We start from the raw sequence: 16,231 nt of genomic DNA, 5'->3' as shown, positions 1-16,231 counted from the left end.
AAATAGAAAACATACAGAAGAAGCCTGACGAAAAGATATCTGCCGCGGATGGATGCCGATATCTGAGGAAGCTTTGCTGTAAGCAGGAGGAAAAATAATGAATGAAAAACTGGAATTTACCATAAGGGCTGATCGGGACTGCGGTAGGACAGCTGAAAGACACGTTAAAAAATCTGTCTGCTGACAATCTGGAAAAGGCGGTGAGGGCAATCACTGGAGCGCGGAATATCGCGGTATTTTACGTGGAGAACTCTTCATGTACGGCCAGCGATCTGGTTACAAAGCTTACCTATCTGGGTTTTAGCTGCTGTTCTTATTCCGATTATTATCTGCAAAATGTCAGTGCCGGTAATCTGACAAAAGAAGATGTGGCCATCGGCATCTCTTATTCAGGATGCTCGATAAGTACGGTAGATGCCATGCGGATTGCAAAAAAAGCGGGGGCGAGGACCATTGCGATCACCAATTTTGAAAATACTCTGCTGGAAAAATATGCGGACATTGTTCTGATCACAAGCGGACAGCATTTTATTTACGGTGATGCTATTTTTTCCCGGGTGTCTCAGCTTGCGGTGGTGGATATGATCTATACTGGTATTCTCCTCAGCGATTATGAAAAATACACAGCGATTTTGGACAGGAGCAGTAATACGATCCGTAAACAGGCATATGATGCGAAACCGTCTGAAAAGTAGGACGTTTCTAAGACAGAATTCCCATGAAAGGGTTGAAAATAAAATAAAGAATATCTTTTACGGCGGAAATATTTCCGCCTTTTTTTGTATAAAAACTAAAGAAGATTTCTAGAAAATTATGTAGAATTTCTACAACTTTTTTACAATTAATTTACAAAACTTTTTTGGGAAAATGATAGAAAGGCATTTTGTCTCTGTGTTATCATGCGGTTGTTTCGCGGAGCGGACCCGGCATAAGGGACGGGACAAGAGATGTACCTGCTGCTCTTGCAGGCGGTAAACGATTTTCCATGCCTGCCGCAGATTGCCGGAGTTCTAGTTTGGAATAAATCCTTAAAATACCCCCTAGGTATTTTGAAGATGTCTGAAAGGGAAAGGAGAACATTATGCTTGAAATTAAAAATCTGAAAAAATCATATGACGGTGTTACAATTTTACACGATATTAATCTCAGTATTGAGGATGGCGAGATAGTTTCGATTCTCGGACCTTCCGGATGCGGTAAGACTACATTGTTGAATCTGATTCTTGGATTGACTGACGCCGATGAAGGAGAGATCATTTTCCAGGGACAGAACGTGCTGGATATTCCGATGGAAGCAAGAGGATTCAACATTGTATTCCAGGATTACGCCCTGTTTCCAAATCTGAATGTCTATAAAAACATTACATATGGATTAAAAAACAAACCGGACATTTCCACACAGCAGGAAGTGGAGGATATGATTGATCTGCTGGGATTAAGAGAACATCTGGATAAGAAGATCGAACAGCTTTCCGGCGGTCAGAAACAGAGAGTGGCTCTGGCAAGGACCATGGTCATGAAACCGAAAATTCTTCTTCTGGATGAACCGCTTTCCGCATTGGACGGAGTGATCAAAGAATCGATTAAAGATAAAATCAAACAGATTGCGAGAGAATTTAAGCTGACAACCATCATCGTTACCCACGATCCGGAAGAGGCGCTGACTTTATCTGATAAGGTTCTGATTGTCAATAATGGAACTATTTCTCAGTTTGGCAAGCCAGATGAGATCATCCAGACACCGGACAACGATTTTGTCAAAGAGTTTATTCTTAATCAGCTTGTGATTAAAAGAAATAACATCTTTACTTTGTTCAGTCAGGAAGCGCAGCCGCAGATGGCAATGTAATAAAGTGAAGCGAAAAGGTGAACGAATATGGGTACACAGAGAAAAGAAAAAGAGATTAAAGGCATTTTTATTATCGTCACGGCGTTGTTTCTCGTATTTTTGATGATTCCAATTCTCCGGCTTCTCTTAAAGTCCTTTGAGGGACAGGCCAGAGGAGTATCTCTTGGAAACTACGTGGAGGTATTGACAAGCCACGGCTTTATGAGCGCTTTCGGGCACAGCCTGATTATTTCTTCCGCCAGTGCGATCATTACAACATTGTTAGCGTTTTTGCTTGCATATACAATTAATTATACAAATATTCCAAAAGCGTATAAAGGATTCATTCGAAAGGCGGCTGTAGTTCCAATGCTGCTGCCGACCATCACGTATGGTTTTGCCATCATCTATTCCTTTGGAAAGCAGGGACTGATCACACAGCTTGTGGGACGTCAGCTTTTTGAAATCTACGGATTTAACGGCCTGCTGTTAGGATATGTTATTTATACACTGCCGATATCCTTCCTGCTTGTGTCAAATACCATGGAATATATTGACAAAAAGTTTACCATCGTATCCCGCATTATGGGGGATAAACCATTGACCACATTTATGGCTACGGTGGTACGCCCACTTCTTGGAACGCTGGCTGCATCTTTTGTACAGTGTTTCTTCTTATGCTTTACCGATTACGGTATTCCGGCGTCGGTGGGCGGCGAGTACGATGTGGTGGCAACAGTACTTTATAACGAAATGCTTGGAAGTATCCCGAACTTTAATACCGGTTCTGCAGTGGCTATGATGATGATTATTCCTTCCGTACTGACGATCGCGCTTCTGCACTATCTGGAAAAATATAATATTCGCTATAACAAAATATCCAATATTGAGATTCGGAAAAATACTTTGCGGGATGTGATTTTCGGAGGAGCCAGCGGTCTGGTGCTTCTGGCGGTACTCTCTGTCTTCCTGGTCATCTTTGCGGTGCCGTTGGTGGAAAACTGGCCGTACCAGATGAACTTTACCTGGGAACATGTTCAGGCAGTCTTCGCAGACAGAAGCTTGATCAGTGTTTATGAAAACTCCCTTCTGGTAGCCGTTCTCACGGCGCTCCTCGGCTCCCTGCTCACTTATGGAGCAGCACTTACGACTGCGAGAAGTAAACTGCCGGGCAAAGTAAAACAGGTTATTGAAAATATTTCATTAATTACAAATACAATACCGGGTATGGTAATTGGTATCGCCTACATGCTTATTTTCTCCGGCACACCGCTGCAGAATACCCTGGCTATCATTATCATCTGTAACGTCATCCATTTCTTCTCGACGCCTTATCTGATGATAAAGAATTCCCTGGCAAAGATGAACGCTTCCTGGGAGACAACAGCCATGCTCATGGGTGATACCTGGCTTAAAACTATCGTGCGGGTGGTAACTCCGAACGCTATGGGAACCATACTTGAAGTGTTCAGCTATTATTTTGTAAATGCGATGGTAACTGTAAGTGCGGTTATTTTTATCGCAGGAGCAAGAACCATGGTTATTACCACAAAAATTAAAGAACTTCAATATTATACAAAGTTCAATGAGATTTTTGTTCTGTCCCTTCTGATCTTATTTACGAATCTGGCAGCTAAATTGATTTTTGGATACTTTGCGACAGACAGAAGTAAGGTAAAGGAAGAGAAGAGAAAGAAATTTTTAGCAGCAGCAGTAGCAATGACAATGGCTATTTCCGCCGTTCTGACCGGATGCGGCGGCTCCGCCAGCGATGAAGTGGTGCTTTACACCAACGCAGATGACGAGGCCATCGAGGCCATGAAGAGCACTTTAGATGAAAACGGATATTCCGGACAGTACATCATTCAGTCCTTCGGTACTTCCGAGCTGGGCGGAAAGCTTCTGGTGGAAGGAACCAACATCGAAGCTGACTTGGTGACCATGAGTTCCTTCTATCTGGACAGCGCCCAGGAACAGCAGAACATGTTTAAGGATCTGACTTTTGAGACAGGCGCTATGGATGAATATCCTTCCTTCTATACGCCGATCACTGCCCAGGAAGGCGCTATTTTACTCAATACGGAGATGATGCAGGAAAATAATCTTCCAACCCCAACCAGCATTAAAGATCTGGCTGACCCTGTATACAGTGGATTTATTTCCGTTACTGATATCGCAAGTTCTTCCACCGCATGGCTTCTGCTTCAGGCTCTGGTAGATAACTACGGTGAAGATGAGGCAACTCAGATTCTCGCGGATATTTACAAAAATGCCGGACCTCATGTGGAAAGTTCTGGATCCGCGCCGCTTAAAAAAGTTCGTGCCGGTGAAGTAGCTATTGGATTCGGCCTTCGTCATCAGGCAGTGGCAGATAAAGCAGACGGACTTCCGGTAGATTATGTTGACCCGACAGAAGGCAACTATTCTCTGACAGAATCCATCGCTGTTGTGGATAAAGGTGATGAAAGCAAGGATCTGGCCATGGAAATGGCTGAATGTATTATTACAAAAGGAAGAGCAAAATTACAGGAGTACTATCCTCTGCCAATCTATGAGGGAGAAACAGCAGACTCTGCGTATATGTCCGCAAATCCAAAGGTATTCCCGGAAAAACTGACAGTTGATTTATTGGAACAGCATCAGCAGATTTCTGAGAATGCCAAAGCGATGGCTGAAGAGTAAGAAAATAAATAAGAAAGAAGAGATACAATTATGAAAAATTATAAACTTTTAACACCAGGCCCGCTGACAACCACCGACACTGTAAAAGAGCAGATGTTATTTGATCACTGCACCTGGGATGACGATTATAAAAAAATTACGCTGGAGATCAGAGACAAGCTTCTGGAGCTGGCTCATGTCAGTGAGCCGGAATATACAGTTGTTCTCATGCAAGGCAGCGGTACTTTCGGTGTGGAATCTGTGATTACGAGCACGGTAGGCAGTGATGAAAAACTTCTCATCGCCGCCAACGGTTCTTACGGCCGCCGTATGGCAGATATCGCAGAACATGCCGGCATCAATTACAGATTATATGAGGTTAATTATAATGAGATTCCTGATGCAAAAAGAATCGCTGAAATACTGGAGGAAGATCCGGAAGTAACCCATGTTTCCATGGTTCACAGCGAGACTACATCCGGCATCTTAAATGATATCGCTTCTGTGAGCAAAGTTGTAAAGGCTGCCGGAAGAACTATGATCGTGGACGCTATGTCCAGTTTCGGCGGCGTAGACATTCCTGTGGGTGAACTGGGAATTGACTTTATCATCAGCAGCGCCAACAAATGTATTCAGGGAGTGCCGGGCTTTTCCTTCATCATTTGCAAAAAAGACTCTCTTATGGCCAGCAAGGGCAAAGCAAGAAGTCTTTCTCTGGATCTTTATGATCAGTGGGAGACCATGCAGGCTGACGGCAAATGGAGATTTACTTCCCCGACCCATGTCGTTCTGGCTTTTGCCCAGGCATTAAAAGAAATGGAAGAAGAAGGAGGAATTCCGGCAAGAAATAAACGCTATACAGAAAATAATAAGCTTCTTACCAGCAGACTTCGTGCTCTTGGTTTTGAAACTTACGTGGGAGATGAATATCAGGGACCGATTATCACCACATTTTTCTATCCGGCCAATAAGAATTACACCTTCCAGGAAATGTACCAGTACATCAAAGAGCGCGGCTACGCCATCTATCCGGGCAAGGTGACAGACGCGGAGACCTTCCGCATCGGCAACATCGGTGAAATCTATCCGGAAGATATCAACAGAGTCTGCGACATCATCGAAGAGTTCATTAAAGCAAAAAGAGCCGCAGCGTAAATGGACGGAGAACAATATCAGGAGAAAGAGAGACAATAACAATGAAATATGAAGCAGTGATATTCGACTGGGCAGGAACGACAGTAGATTACGGATGCTTTGCGCCGGTGCAGGCATTTATGGAAATATTCAAAGAATACGGTATCACACCGAGCATGGAAGAGACAAGAAAACCTATGGGAATGTTAAAATGGGACCACATCAAGACCATGCTGTCCATGGAGCGGATTCGTGAAGAATTTAAACGTATCCATGGCAGGGACTTTACTGACAAAGATGTGGATGAAATGCACGAAAAATTTGCCGCCAATCTCATGAAGATTCTCGATCAGTTCTCTGACCCGAAAGACTACGTGGTAGAAACTGTGGCAAAGCTCCGCGACGCCGGTCTGAAGATCGGTTCCACTACCGGCTACACCGACGCCATGATGGACATTGTCACAAAAGAAGCGGCAAAAGCCGGTTATGAACCTGACTGCTGGTTCAGCCCGGACTCCACCGGACACGCCGGCCGTCCGTATCCATACATGATCTTTAAAAACATGGAAGCGCTGCACATCACCAGCGTAGATAAAGTCATGAAGGTGGGAGATACCATCTCCGATATCCGTGAAGGTAAAAACGCAGGTGTCTTCACCGCAGGCATTATTGAAGGAAGTTCTGAGATGGGGCTTACCAAAGCAGAGTATGAAGCGCTCACTCCGGAAGAGAAGGAAGCGAAAGTGCAGGAGGTGACAAAACGTTACATGGACGCCGGCGCCGATGCTGTTGTGCAGGATATCCGGGGCGTGCTGGAGTTGATCTAGTGTATTTTGTCACTATACTGAAAAGAGATGAGGCAGTACACTAATATCAATGCAGCGCAGACATAATTAATCTATTTGAATATTGTATAATTTCGCGGGAAATACTATAAGATCAGGGACAGAGCCGGCATGGGCAGGCTTTGTCCCTGATTTATAGTGAGGAATAATTATAACGAATTTTTTCGTTTCTGCACATTCCATTCTACATATTCCATACCGGAAGATGATTGACCGGAATCAAAGAAAGGAGTAAGATAGAGCAGGTGCAAAAGAAATAAGAGGGGATGAGAATACATTGCAAAAGAGTAAATATGAAATTGACATGACAAATGGTTCTATAATGGATAAGCTGGTCTCTTTTTCGCTGCCTTTGATGGTCACCAGTATTCTGCAGCTGATGTTCAACGCGGTGGATATCATCGTGGTGGGACGGTTCAGCGGCAGCGATGCGCTGGCGGCGGTGGGGGCCACCACGGCGCTTATCAATATTTTTACCAACCTGTTTATCGGAATCTCCATGGGAGCAAATGTACTGTGCGCCAGGTATTATGCTGCGGGGCAGGATAAGGAAATGTCAGAATCGGTACATACGGCCATCGCGCTCGCTTTGATCAGCGGCGTCCTCATGGCAGTGGTGGGATTTGCGGCTGCCGGATGGGCGCTGGGGCTTATGGACACGCCGCCGGACGTCATCGGGCAGTCCACCCTCTACATGAAAATATATTTCCTTGGAATGCCGTTTTTTATGCTCTATAACTACGGGGCGGCAGTCCTTCGCGCGGTGGGAGATACCAAGCGGCCGCTGTTTTTTCTGCTCTTTGCGGGCATGGCAAATGTGGCGCTTGATCTGCTGTTAGTCATCGTTATCCCTCTGGGCGTGGCCGGCGTAGCCATCGGGACCGTGGCTTCCCAGATGGTATCGAGCATCCTTGTGCTTCACTGCCTTTATAAATCCGAAGGCAGCTATCAGGTGAGATTCTCCAGGCTTTCTGTCAAAGGATTCTATGTGAAGCGCATCTTTCAGGTGGGCATCCCGGCCGGCATTCAGAGTACGGTCATAAACTTCTCCAACGCGCTGCTGCAGTCATCGGTGAACTCCTTCGGCTCCATCGCCATGGCCGGCTACACGGCAGCCAACAACATCCTCGGCTTTCTGTATGTGTCTGTCAATGCGGTCACTCAGGCGTGCATGAGCTTCACCAGTCAGAACTACAGCGTGAAGAAACCGAAGCGGATGGACCGGGTGCTTTTAGACTGTATCCTTTTATCCGCAGGAATTTCATTGATTCTGGGCGTTGGTGCCTGGGCCTTTGGGTCCCAGGTTCTGAGAATCTACACAACTGAAGCGGACGTGATCCAGTGCGGACTGGAGATACTCTCCATCACCACCGTCCCATACTTCCTCTGCGGCATCATGGATTTGTTTCCTGGCGCCATGAGGGGGATGGGATATTCGGCAGTTCCCATGGTGCTGTCCATCATCGGCACAGTGGGCACAAGAATTCTCTGGATATATGGTTTCTTTCCTTATCATCGGTCTTTACATTTTCTGTTCATTTCCTATCCGGGTTCCTGGATCGCCACCATCGTCATGCAGGCGGTGTGCTTTTTCTTCGTCCGGAAGCGGTGCCGGAAGGTACTGGGGGAGACGGTGTGAGAAAAAGCTTCTTCCATATAATAATCATTTTCAATTGTTTCTTTATAATTAGAAAATCGGATTGGAAGCGGCATCCGATTCTGAAGTAAAAACTGTCTGAAAAATCAACGAAACAGAATTGTATTATATCCGCATCATCTCAGACATGATGCATCCGCCGGCAGCTCCGCAGGAAAGCACTTCTGTGAGCTGCCCGGTGCCCAGATGGATGCCGCCGATGGCATAAACTGGCACCGGGGACATCCGGCAGATTTTTTCTAAAAAGGAAAGTCCCCGGGGCGGCACGCCTTTTTTGCAGTCGGTGCTGTATATGTGCCCCGCCGTCAGATAGGTGGCGCCCAGCCGCAGCGCCTCCTCGGCTTCTGCCATGGAATGGACGGAAGTGCCGACGGCAGTGAAAAAGGAGAGGGGTGTTCCCGCCCCGCCGGGAACGTCTGGCCGGCGGGGATCCGCCGGTTGCAAATCCGCCTCGCCGGCATACTGCCGCAAAACCGGGAGAGGCAGATGAATTTCTTTGACACCGGCGGCCCGGGAGGCTTCCGGATAGGTGTGGTAAATGCAGCGCACGCTGTATTGACGGCAGATGGCCAGCACTTTTTCAGCCAGGCGGGCGTATTCTTCTTCTGGCAGATCTTTTTCCCGTACGATCACCGCCGCCGGGTGAAAACGGCAGATGCGGGCAATTTGTTCTTCATAGGGACGGACGGAGAGGGAGCGGTTAGTGACGGCGATGACGGAGAGGTTTTCCGGCTGCCGGGTATGAGGGGCGCTCATACGTAAATGTACTCCGCCATGACCGGCTGCAGATGTTCGGCCACCAGGGCATCATAGACTTCCCGGACGGATCGGCCGTCGGAGATTTCAAATTGTTCGTCGCCTTTATCCTGCACTTCCTCGCCGTGTTCACCGATGCCGGTGCTGACGCCGGCAGAGATTTTGGTGGCGGCAATGTTCACCAGATTGTCCCGCACCCTGGCACATTCCCGGCTGGAGATGGTGATGCTGGCGAAAGGCATAAACAGCCGGTAGGCGCAGACAATCTGTAAAAGCTGCGCTTCGTGCACATCCATAGGGTTGATCTTGTCGTTGTTGATGATGGGCCGCAGCCGTGGGCAGGAAAAGGCAATCTCTGCATGGGGATACTTTTTTTGGAGAAGCCAGGCGTGCATGCCGGTGGCGAAAGCATCTTTCCGGAAATCATCAAGACCCAGGAGAGCGGCGAAGCCCACACCTCGCATGCCGCCCATCAAAGCCCGCTCCTGGGCGTTAAACCGGTACGGAAAGATTCGTTTGTGGCCGGCTAAGTGGAGGGTTTCGTATTTGTCAGAGTTGTATGTTTCCTGAAAAACAGTGACGTAGTCTGCCCCGCACTGATGTAGATGGGCGTACTCGTCGGAGTTCATCGGATAAACTTCCAGACCGACCACCCGGAAATATTTCCGGGCGATTTCACAGGCCCGGCCGATATATTCCACAGTGGAACGTTTCCGGCTTTCACCGGTCAGAATGAGGATTTCCTGCAGACCAGTTTTGGCGATGGCGGCAAACTCCTTCTCGATTTCCTCTTCGTTGAGCTGGGCCCGTTTGATGTGATTGTGGCAGTTAAACCCGCAGTAAATGCAGTAATTTTCGCAATAATTGGCGATGTAGGCCGGAGTGAACATGCAGACAGAATTGCCGAAATGTTTCCGGGTCTCCGCCTGGGCCGCCTGGGCGATGTCTTCCAGCAAAGGCAGCGCCGCCGGGGACAGCAGCGCCTTGAAATCCTCCAGGGAACGGTTGTCGTGGGAGAGGGCGCGGCGCACGTCGTTTTCGGTGTAAATGTCATAATTGTAGGCGTTCATGGCGGAAATCACCTGATCCATCACATCGGAACCGATGTCTTCCATATCCGGCAGATAGGTCATGTGATCGATGCGGTTTTCTTTCTGATGTTCGCGGATTTCGTCGCTTAAAATACTTTCGTTGATATGAGTTTCTGTGTTCATTCTTATCCTCCTCGCTGTTAATCTCTCAGATAGCCGGTGAGGGGGGAGGAAGCGCTGGCTCCTTTGGCCCGTACATTTCCCATACCGGCAAGGTAAGCGGCTCTGCCGGCCTCCACGGCTTTTTTCATGGCACCGGCCATCTGTTTCACATCACCGGCGGTGGCGATGGCAGTGTTTGCCATGACCGCCGCGGCACCCATTTCCATGGCCTCGCAGGCCTGGGACGGACGGCCGATACCTGCGTCCACGATAATCGGCAGATCAATTTCATCAATGAGGATCTGGATGAATTCCTTTGTGCACAGCCCTTTGTTGGAACCGATTGGCGCGCCCAGCGGCATGATGCAGGCGGCACCGGCCTCGGTCATATCCCTGGCCATATTTAAGTCCGGGTACATATAAGGCATGACGATGAAACCCTCTTTTGCGAGAATTTCCGTTGCCTTAACTGTCTCGTAATTATCCGGCAGGAGATATTTGGTATCCCGCATGATCTCGATTTTGATGAAATCACTGCCGCAGACCTCTCTGGCAAGCCGGGCGATGCGGACGGCCTCATCGGCATTTCTGGCGCCGGAGGTGTTTGGAAGAAGAGTGACATCTTCCGGAATGTAGTCAAGAATGTTGGCGAGGCCGCCCTCGTTGGCCCGGCGCAGAGCCATGGTCACAATCTGCGCCCCAGCCTCCTCCACAGCCGCTTTGATGAGCTCCAGGGAATATTTGCCGGAGCCCAGAATAAATCTGGATGTAAATTCGTGGTTCCCTAATTTCCATGTATCCTTTGTCATTGTTTCGTCCTTTCTTTTAGTGTTTTTTATGGTTTTCCGGCGGAGTGGAGATGGTGTCATGATCCCTGTCCCCGGGTTCCTGCCTGTTTCAGGATCAGTTCCACCACCAGGTTTGCCTGGTGGGCCGCACAGAGCGCCACCCGGGGTGCCATCAGACTGTGGCCCTCGGAGACTTCCGCCGTTTCATCTCCGCAAAGATAGAAATGCGAGGAGATTTTTCTTGTGCGGATTGAGTTGCTGTCTCCGTAGCCCGCCATACCGCTGGCGGCGATGAGATATTTTTCCGGGAAATGCTCCAGCACCGCTTCAGCCAGCATTGCCTTATTCTCCGGCACGTCAAAGGCCTCGCAAATATAGGTGTCATCCCGGAACAACTCCGGCACATTTTCCCTTGTGACCCGGACACAATCCTTCCGGATGGTCAGGTAAGGATTGATGGCCAGAAGGATGTCCGTCAGAGCCTCGGTCTTTGCCATGCCTATCTGATGAATAAAATATTGCTGCCGGTTCAGGTTTGTGATATCCACCCGGTCAAAGTCAATGAGATGCAGATGCCCCACGCCGATGCGGGCAAGGAAGATGGCAATATTGGAGCCAAGGCCGCCCAGTCCCGCCATGGCAACCCACGCCTTTGAAAGATGGCGCTGCACCGCCCCGGTATGGCGGCAGACCAGAGCCTGATGAAGCTCTTCCCGGGTGGGAATCGGCGCCGGACTGCCCGGATGCCGCCCTGAAATCGTCATTTCTCGTTCATATTTGTCAAAATACTCAGCCATTTGCTATCATCCTCCTCCCACAAAACTTACGACTTCAATCTGGTCGCCGTCTGCGATCACGGTATCCGCGTATTCCCGTTTTGGCACGATGTTCCCGTTCTTTTCCACGGCAATACGGTTTGTTCGGTAGCCGTGGCGGGAAATGTAGTCCTGAATGGTCAGGTTTTCTTCCCAGACTTCTTCCTGTCCGTTGACCCGTATCATAAAGAATCCTCCTTTCTGAGGTAGTGCGATTGGATCCGAAGGGGTTGGTTCAAACAAAAAATCAGTAGAATAACGTATGCACCTGCGCCGTAGCTTTCTTTAGGAATTGTAGTAAAAATCCTATAAAAAAAGGTTCACGAAAGAATACACCCGCGGTGGTGCACCCCTTCATGAACCAGAAATTGTCTCCGTTCAATCACATGTTCTACCTTATGTTATTGTGTAAATATCCTGATAATAAGCAAAAATCGGGAGGTGGCATCTGCCATCTCCCGCAATTGTCATCTTATTCCTACGTTGGCATTATCCAAATCAGGTTTCCGGGTCGAAATTCACAACTTCCTCTCAGCCTGTTTACAAGCTCCCCGTATTTATTTACGTTTTCTAATATAAAAGTATTTTAAAGAAATGTCAAGAAAAAAATGTGCGTTTCATCAAAAGACTGCCTTTTGTCAGGAGAAAGAGAGGATTGTAGCGTGGGTCTTGTATTTTCCCCCAAAACACGATATGATAGGCGCAAACACTGCGATTTTTGGGCGGCCGGAAGGTCCGGTGCGGCGAAAAGAGAGCAGTGTGATCACGATACATTTATTTCAGGGAGGATACTATGATTCAGGCAGTTGTTTTTGACATGGACGGCGTCATTTTTGACTCCGAGACTCTGTTAACACAGTGCTGGGTGGATGTCACAAAGAAAGACGGGATTCCGGATGTGGAACATACCAATTACCTTTGTCTGGGCGTCAATGATGCGGAGACCAAAGAGATATTTCTTGATGTGTACGGACAGGATTTCCCGTACGATGCTTATGAAAAAGAAGTGATTCGCCTGTTCCGTGAGCGGGCCAGCGGCGGCAAGCTTCCGAAGAAAGCAGGCGTGGAGGAGCTTCTGTCGTTCCTGAAGGAGCAGGGGATTAAGATTGCCCTCGCCACCTCTTCCAGGGAGGCCATCGTCCATGACGAGATCAGGGAGGCAGGGCTGCTGCCGTATTTTGATGTGATGGTCTGCGGCGATACCATCACAAAAAGCAAGCCGGACCCGGAGATCTATCTGAAAGCCTGCGGGCGTCTGGGCGTGGAGCCGGAAAACGCTTACGCCGTGGAAGATTCCTTTAACGGCGTCCGTTCTGCCACGAGGGCCGGGCTTTCCTGCATCATGGTGCCGGATATCAAACAGCCGGATGAGGAGATGCGTGAGCTTGCCTGCTGTATTCTGCCGTCTTTGATCGAAGTAAAAGAATATCTGCGGGAGCGGCTGAGAGAAGGGCAGGTATAACAGAAGCCGGTCTGTCGAATAAAGATGAATAGTTAAGAAATAGCCGGGAAACCCTAAAGCTTAACTGCAAAGTTCATTTATAAAAAAGAGTGAATGTCTATATGCATTCAAAGAAGCAGAGAACTCCTTTGGGAGTCAATTTTCTTTGATGCACGGAAACATTCACTCTTTTTATTATGCTCTTGATTATGTCTTTTTATTGCCCATTATTTTGTAATGAGGGCTGCCTGTCAGTCTTCATTTATCTGCCAGGCTTAATACATCCGGTAGGATTAGATACACCCGGCAGGATTAGTCCTCCACCGGAATCTTTGAATTAAAGGCGTCCAGTGCCAGCGCAGCCACGATGCCGACCACAATGCAGATGATATTTGTGACGGCGGAGCCGACGGAAACGGTAAAGCTGTCAACCGGAATGATCATGATGGTAGCGGCGATGACGATACCGATGATGGCGTGGAACGCATATGGATAATAATGATCAAACAGCGCGTCCACAGCTCTTGCCAGGCAGATGACCGTTACCACAGCGCCGATGCCGGCCGGAACGATAATTCCCATCTCCAGATTGCCGAGGCCGTCAACGAACGGCGTGTACAGGCCAAGGGGCATCAGCAGTGTGGAGAAGCTCATACCCGGAGCGATCACGCTCAGCGCCAGGCAGAATCCGCAGAAAATGTACCATCCGAAGTTTGGTGTGATCGTCACGGAAAACAGGTTCAGGGAAATCAGCAACGCCAGAATGATGGCGAAAGCAACGACCAGTGCGATCCAGCAGCCTTTTGGCCGTCCCTGCTCGCCTGCCTCCCGGAATAAGGATGGCAGCATACCGGTAATAAGTCCGATAAACAGGCAGACGGACGGTTCCGGATATTTTTCCAGGAAAAATGCCAGAATCTTTGCCACGCCGAGAAAGCCGATGGCGCCGCCCACGATGACCGGAAGCAGCTTTGGAACGTGGGTTTTGAACCGTTTGAACGGGCTTCCCAGAAGCTCCATGACCGGCTTATAAATACCAAAAACAACACAGAGAACGCCGCCGGAGATACCGGGCAGCACAGCGCCCACACCGATCAGCATTCCCTGAAGGAGACGAAGAATCAGATGCAGCACACCGTTATTCTTGTTTTTCATAAAATCTGTCCTTTCTCATAGCATAATTTTACACAGTGAAGCAGGAAGCACACTGTGATTTGGAGAGCAAATGCGGCGCAGTGCCGTACATTTACTACTATATTACAATACGATACAATATATCACACCCCCGGCGACAAGGCAAGCGCGATTATTCGATTCGCGGGAAACATTTTTTGCATTTTTTGCAGAAAATGCAGAGGATGTGTTATAGTAGACGGGAGATATGCAGGCAGAACAGGAGGAGACAACATGCGGATTCAGATTGTGGAGGATGACAGAGCGCTGAGCGATGGTATCCGTCTGGCCCTTCGGGAAGATGGCATTACATTTATCCAGAGCAGCAGTATCCGGCAGGCGAAGGAAGACTTCGGAGCAAATGTGCCGGATATCGTGATTCTTGATATTAATCTGCCTGACGGCAGTGGCTACGACTATCTGCAGTGGGTGAAGGAGCGCTCGGACGTCCTTGTTCTTATTCTGACGGCCAACGATATGGAGACGGATGAGGTGATGGGACTGACGCTGGGAGCCGACGACTATATGACAAAGCCCTTCAGTCTGGCTGTCCTCAGGGCAAGGATTCAGCTTTTTATGAAACGTATCGCGGCCCGTAATGGCGCGCAGCAGGACGGAGGACATGAGCAGGGAATCCGGCAGAGACAGGCGGCGGATAGCGCCGTGTATGAGGAAGACACTTTTCGGTTTGACTTTGACCGGCTGGAATTTTTCCGGGACGAACGCGCTGTTTCCCTCAGTGTCAATGAACAGAAGCTTCTGAGACTTCTGGTGGAGAATTCCGGAAGGATTCTGACCCGCAATGTGCTGGTGGACCGCCTGTGGAGCGACGGCGGGGAGTATGTGGATGAGAATGCCCTGTCGGTGACGATTAATCGTCTGCGCAGGAAACTGGAGAATAAAAAGGATGGTGCATCCTATATCCAGACCGTTTACGGACAGGGCTATATATGGAAGAAAAAGAAGAAAGAGTCGGAAAATGACGGTAAGGCCGGAACGCGGGAAGAATAGGAACCGCCGGACTGATTCCGATGACAGGAGGATTACGCATGTTTGAAAACAGAACGATCAACCGGCTGGACCGGATGCTTGACGCGGCGCTGACCGGCGATTTTCGCGAAAGCGATTATGACGAGACAAAGCTTTCCCGGCTGGAAACGAAATGGAAGCGTTTCCTCACCGCATCGTCTCTGTCCAGAGATGCTCTGACCCGGGAAAAAGAAAATGTAAAAAGTCTTGTTTCAGACATTTCCCATCAGACCAAGACGCCCATGACCAACATCCGGCTATATGTGTCGCTGCTGGAAGAACTGCTCCTGACGGAGACGGGAATGACACGGCAGGAGGAAGCGCTTGGGATGTTAAAAGAACTCACGCGACAGACTGAGAAACTGGAATTTCTCATCCAGTCTCTCACAAAAATGTCCCGGCTGGAGAGTAATATCGTGGAGGTTCGCCCTGAAAAACAGCCGATTCTCCCTCTGCTGTCAGAAGTGATCGACGAGGCTGTCGCCAAAGCGGAGCAAAAACGTATCACCATTCATAATACCTACGAGGGAGAAGCCTGCGCCTCTTTTGATTTTAAATGGACCAAAGAGGCCGTAGGAAATGTACTGGACAACGCGGTGAAATATTCCCCGGCGGGAAGCACGGTCACCATTTCTGTCACTGAGTATGAGATGTATCTGGCGGTGAGCATCAAAGATGAGGGCATCGGAATCCGGGAGGAAGAAATCCCGAAGATTTTCGGCCGGTTCTACCGGGCGGAGGAAGTCAGACAGGAAGAAGGCGTGGGAATCGGCCTGTATCTCACCCGGGAGATCCTCAAAAAAGAGGACGGCTACGTCAAGGTGAAGTCGAAGCCGGGGGAAGGCGCAGAGTTTATGATTTATCTCCATAAAGGGAGATAGCATTGGAAGCGCCGGCAGCCTGTGAAATAG

At 48.7% G+C, this 16,231-nt stretch carries 15 protein-coding genes and 1 riboswitch; of the genes, 9 read left to right on the top strand and 6 right to left on the bottom strand.

What is annotated here, in order from left to right; all coding sequences use genetic code 11:
* Window positions 1–200: 200 nt before the first annotated feature.
* The 6 genes from B5F87_RS08095 (at window position 201) to B5F87_RS08070 (ending at window position 8,107) form a co-directional block, all read left to right on the top strand.
* Window positions 201–695, top strand: coding sequence for an SIS domain-containing protein (locus B5F87_RS08095; protein WP_242964326.1), 495 nt, complete (start codon window positions 201–203; stop codon window positions 693–695).
* A gap of 386 nt (window positions 696–1,081) precedes the next feature.
* Complete coding sequence (locus tag B5F87_RS08090) at window positions 1,082–1,849, top strand: ABC transporter ATP-binding protein (protein ID WP_087279446.1); 768 nt, start codon at window positions 1,082–1,084, stop codon at window positions 1,847–1,849.
* A gap of 27 nt (window positions 1,850–1,876) precedes the next feature.
* On the top strand, window positions 1,877–4,510 hold the full coding sequence (locus tag B5F87_RS08085) for an extracellular solute-binding protein (protein ID WP_087279443.1): 2,634 nt from the start codon (window positions 1,877–1,879) through the stop codon (window positions 4,508–4,510).
* Between the two features lie 30 nt (window positions 4,511–4,540).
* Complete coding sequence (phnW, locus tag B5F87_RS08080; RefSeq protein WP_087279440.1) at window positions 4,541–5,644, top strand: 2-aminoethylphosphonate--pyruvate transaminase; 1,104 nt, start codon at window positions 4,541–4,543, stop codon at window positions 5,642–5,644.
* A 41-nt stretch (window positions 5,645–5,685) separates the two neighbouring features.
* The gene (phnX, locus tag B5F87_RS08075) at window positions 5,686–6,450 is read left to right on the top strand and encodes a phosphonoacetaldehyde hydrolase (RefSeq protein WP_087279437.1); all 765 of its coding nucleotides are present in this window, start codon (window positions 5,686–5,688) and stop codon (window positions 6,448–6,450) included.
* Window positions 6,451–6,745: 295 nt separating this feature from the next.
* Window positions 6,746–8,107 carry an MATE family efflux transporter gene (locus tag B5F87_RS08070; RefSeq protein ID WP_343215746.1) on the top strand — a complete coding sequence of 454 codons (1,362 nt, stop codon included), beginning with the start codon at window positions 6,746–6,748 and terminating at the stop codon, window positions 8,105–8,107.
* A 123-nt stretch (window positions 8,108–8,230) separates the two neighbouring features.
* On the opposite strand, the gene B5F87_RS08065 is transcribed toward B5F87_RS08070, so the two are convergent.
* From B5F87_RS08065 to thiS, 5 genes are all read right to left on the bottom strand, one after another.
* Window positions 8,231–8,881, bottom strand: a complete 651-nt coding sequence (locus tag B5F87_RS08065; protein WP_087279435.1) for a thiamine phosphate synthase — start codon at window positions 8,879–8,881, stop codon at window positions 8,231–8,233.
* A complete protein-coding gene (gene thiH / locus B5F87_RS08060) occupies window positions 8,878–10,014 on the bottom strand; it encodes a 2-iminoacetate synthase ThiH (protein WP_343215747.1) in 1,137 nt (378 codons plus the stop codon). The genes B5F87_RS08065 and thiH overlap by 4 nt, the downstream gene beginning before the upstream one ends.
* 98 nt (window positions 10,015–10,112) lie before the next feature.
* A complete protein-coding gene (locus B5F87_RS08055) occupies window positions 10,113–10,883 on the bottom strand; it encodes a thiazole synthase (RefSeq protein WP_087279530.1) in 771 nt (256 codons plus the stop codon).
* A gap of 56 nt (window positions 10,884–10,939) precedes the next feature.
* Entirely contained in the window at window positions 10,940–11,659 is a 720-nt protein-coding gene (gene thiF, locus B5F87_RS08050) for a sulfur carrier protein ThiS adenylyltransferase ThiF (RefSeq protein WP_343215745.1), read from the bottom strand.
* 6 nt (window positions 11,660–11,665) lie between these two features.
* Entirely contained in the window at window positions 11,666–11,863 is a 198-nt protein-coding gene (thiS, locus tag B5F87_RS08045; RefSeq protein WP_087279429.1) for a sulfur carrier protein ThiS, read from the bottom strand.
* Between the two features lie 272 nt (window positions 11,864–12,135).
* A riboswitch (TPP riboswitch) is annotated at window positions 12,136–12,241 on the bottom strand.
* Window positions 12,242–12,470: 229 nt separating this feature from the next.
* On the opposite strand from thiS, the gene B5F87_RS08040 reads away from it, so the two are divergent.
* The gene (locus B5F87_RS08040) at window positions 12,471–13,139 is read left to right on the top strand and encodes an HAD family phosphatase (RefSeq protein ID WP_087279426.1); all 669 of its coding nucleotides are present in this window, start codon (window positions 12,471–12,473) and stop codon (window positions 13,137–13,139) included.
* A 291-nt stretch (window positions 13,140–13,430) separates the two neighbouring features.
* Here B5F87_RS08040 and B5F87_RS08035 read toward each other — a convergent pair whose 3' ends face one another.
* Complete coding sequence (locus B5F87_RS08035; RefSeq protein WP_087279423.1) at window positions 13,431–14,273, bottom strand: DUF368 domain-containing protein; 843 nt, start codon at window positions 14,271–14,273, stop codon at window positions 13,431–13,433.
* 252 nt (window positions 14,274–14,525) lie between these two features.
* On the opposite strand from B5F87_RS08035, the gene B5F87_RS08030 reads away from it, so the two are divergent.
* Window positions 14,526–15,302: a response regulator transcription factor gene (locus tag B5F87_RS08030; RefSeq protein ID WP_087279420.1), complete on the top strand. Its 777-nt coding sequence runs from the start codon at window positions 14,526–14,528 to the stop codon at window positions 15,300–15,302.
* 38 nt (window positions 15,303–15,340) lie between these two features.
* Window positions 15,341–16,201 carry a HAMP domain-containing sensor histidine kinase gene (locus B5F87_RS08025; RefSeq protein ID WP_087279416.1) on the top strand — a complete coding sequence of 287 codons (861 nt, stop codon included), beginning with the start codon at window positions 15,341–15,343 and terminating at the stop codon, window positions 16,199–16,201.
* The last annotated feature ends 30 nt before the right edge of the window (window positions 16,202–16,231 follow it).

Source organism: Eubacterium sp. An3, assembly GCF_002159465.1.
Classification (GTDB): Bacteria; Bacillota; Clostridia; order Lachnospirales; family Lachnospiraceae; genus Anaerobutyricum; species Anaerobutyricum stercoris.
Note: the sequence above shows the minus strand (reverse complement) of the source record. Positions and strands in the feature narration are given on the sequence as shown.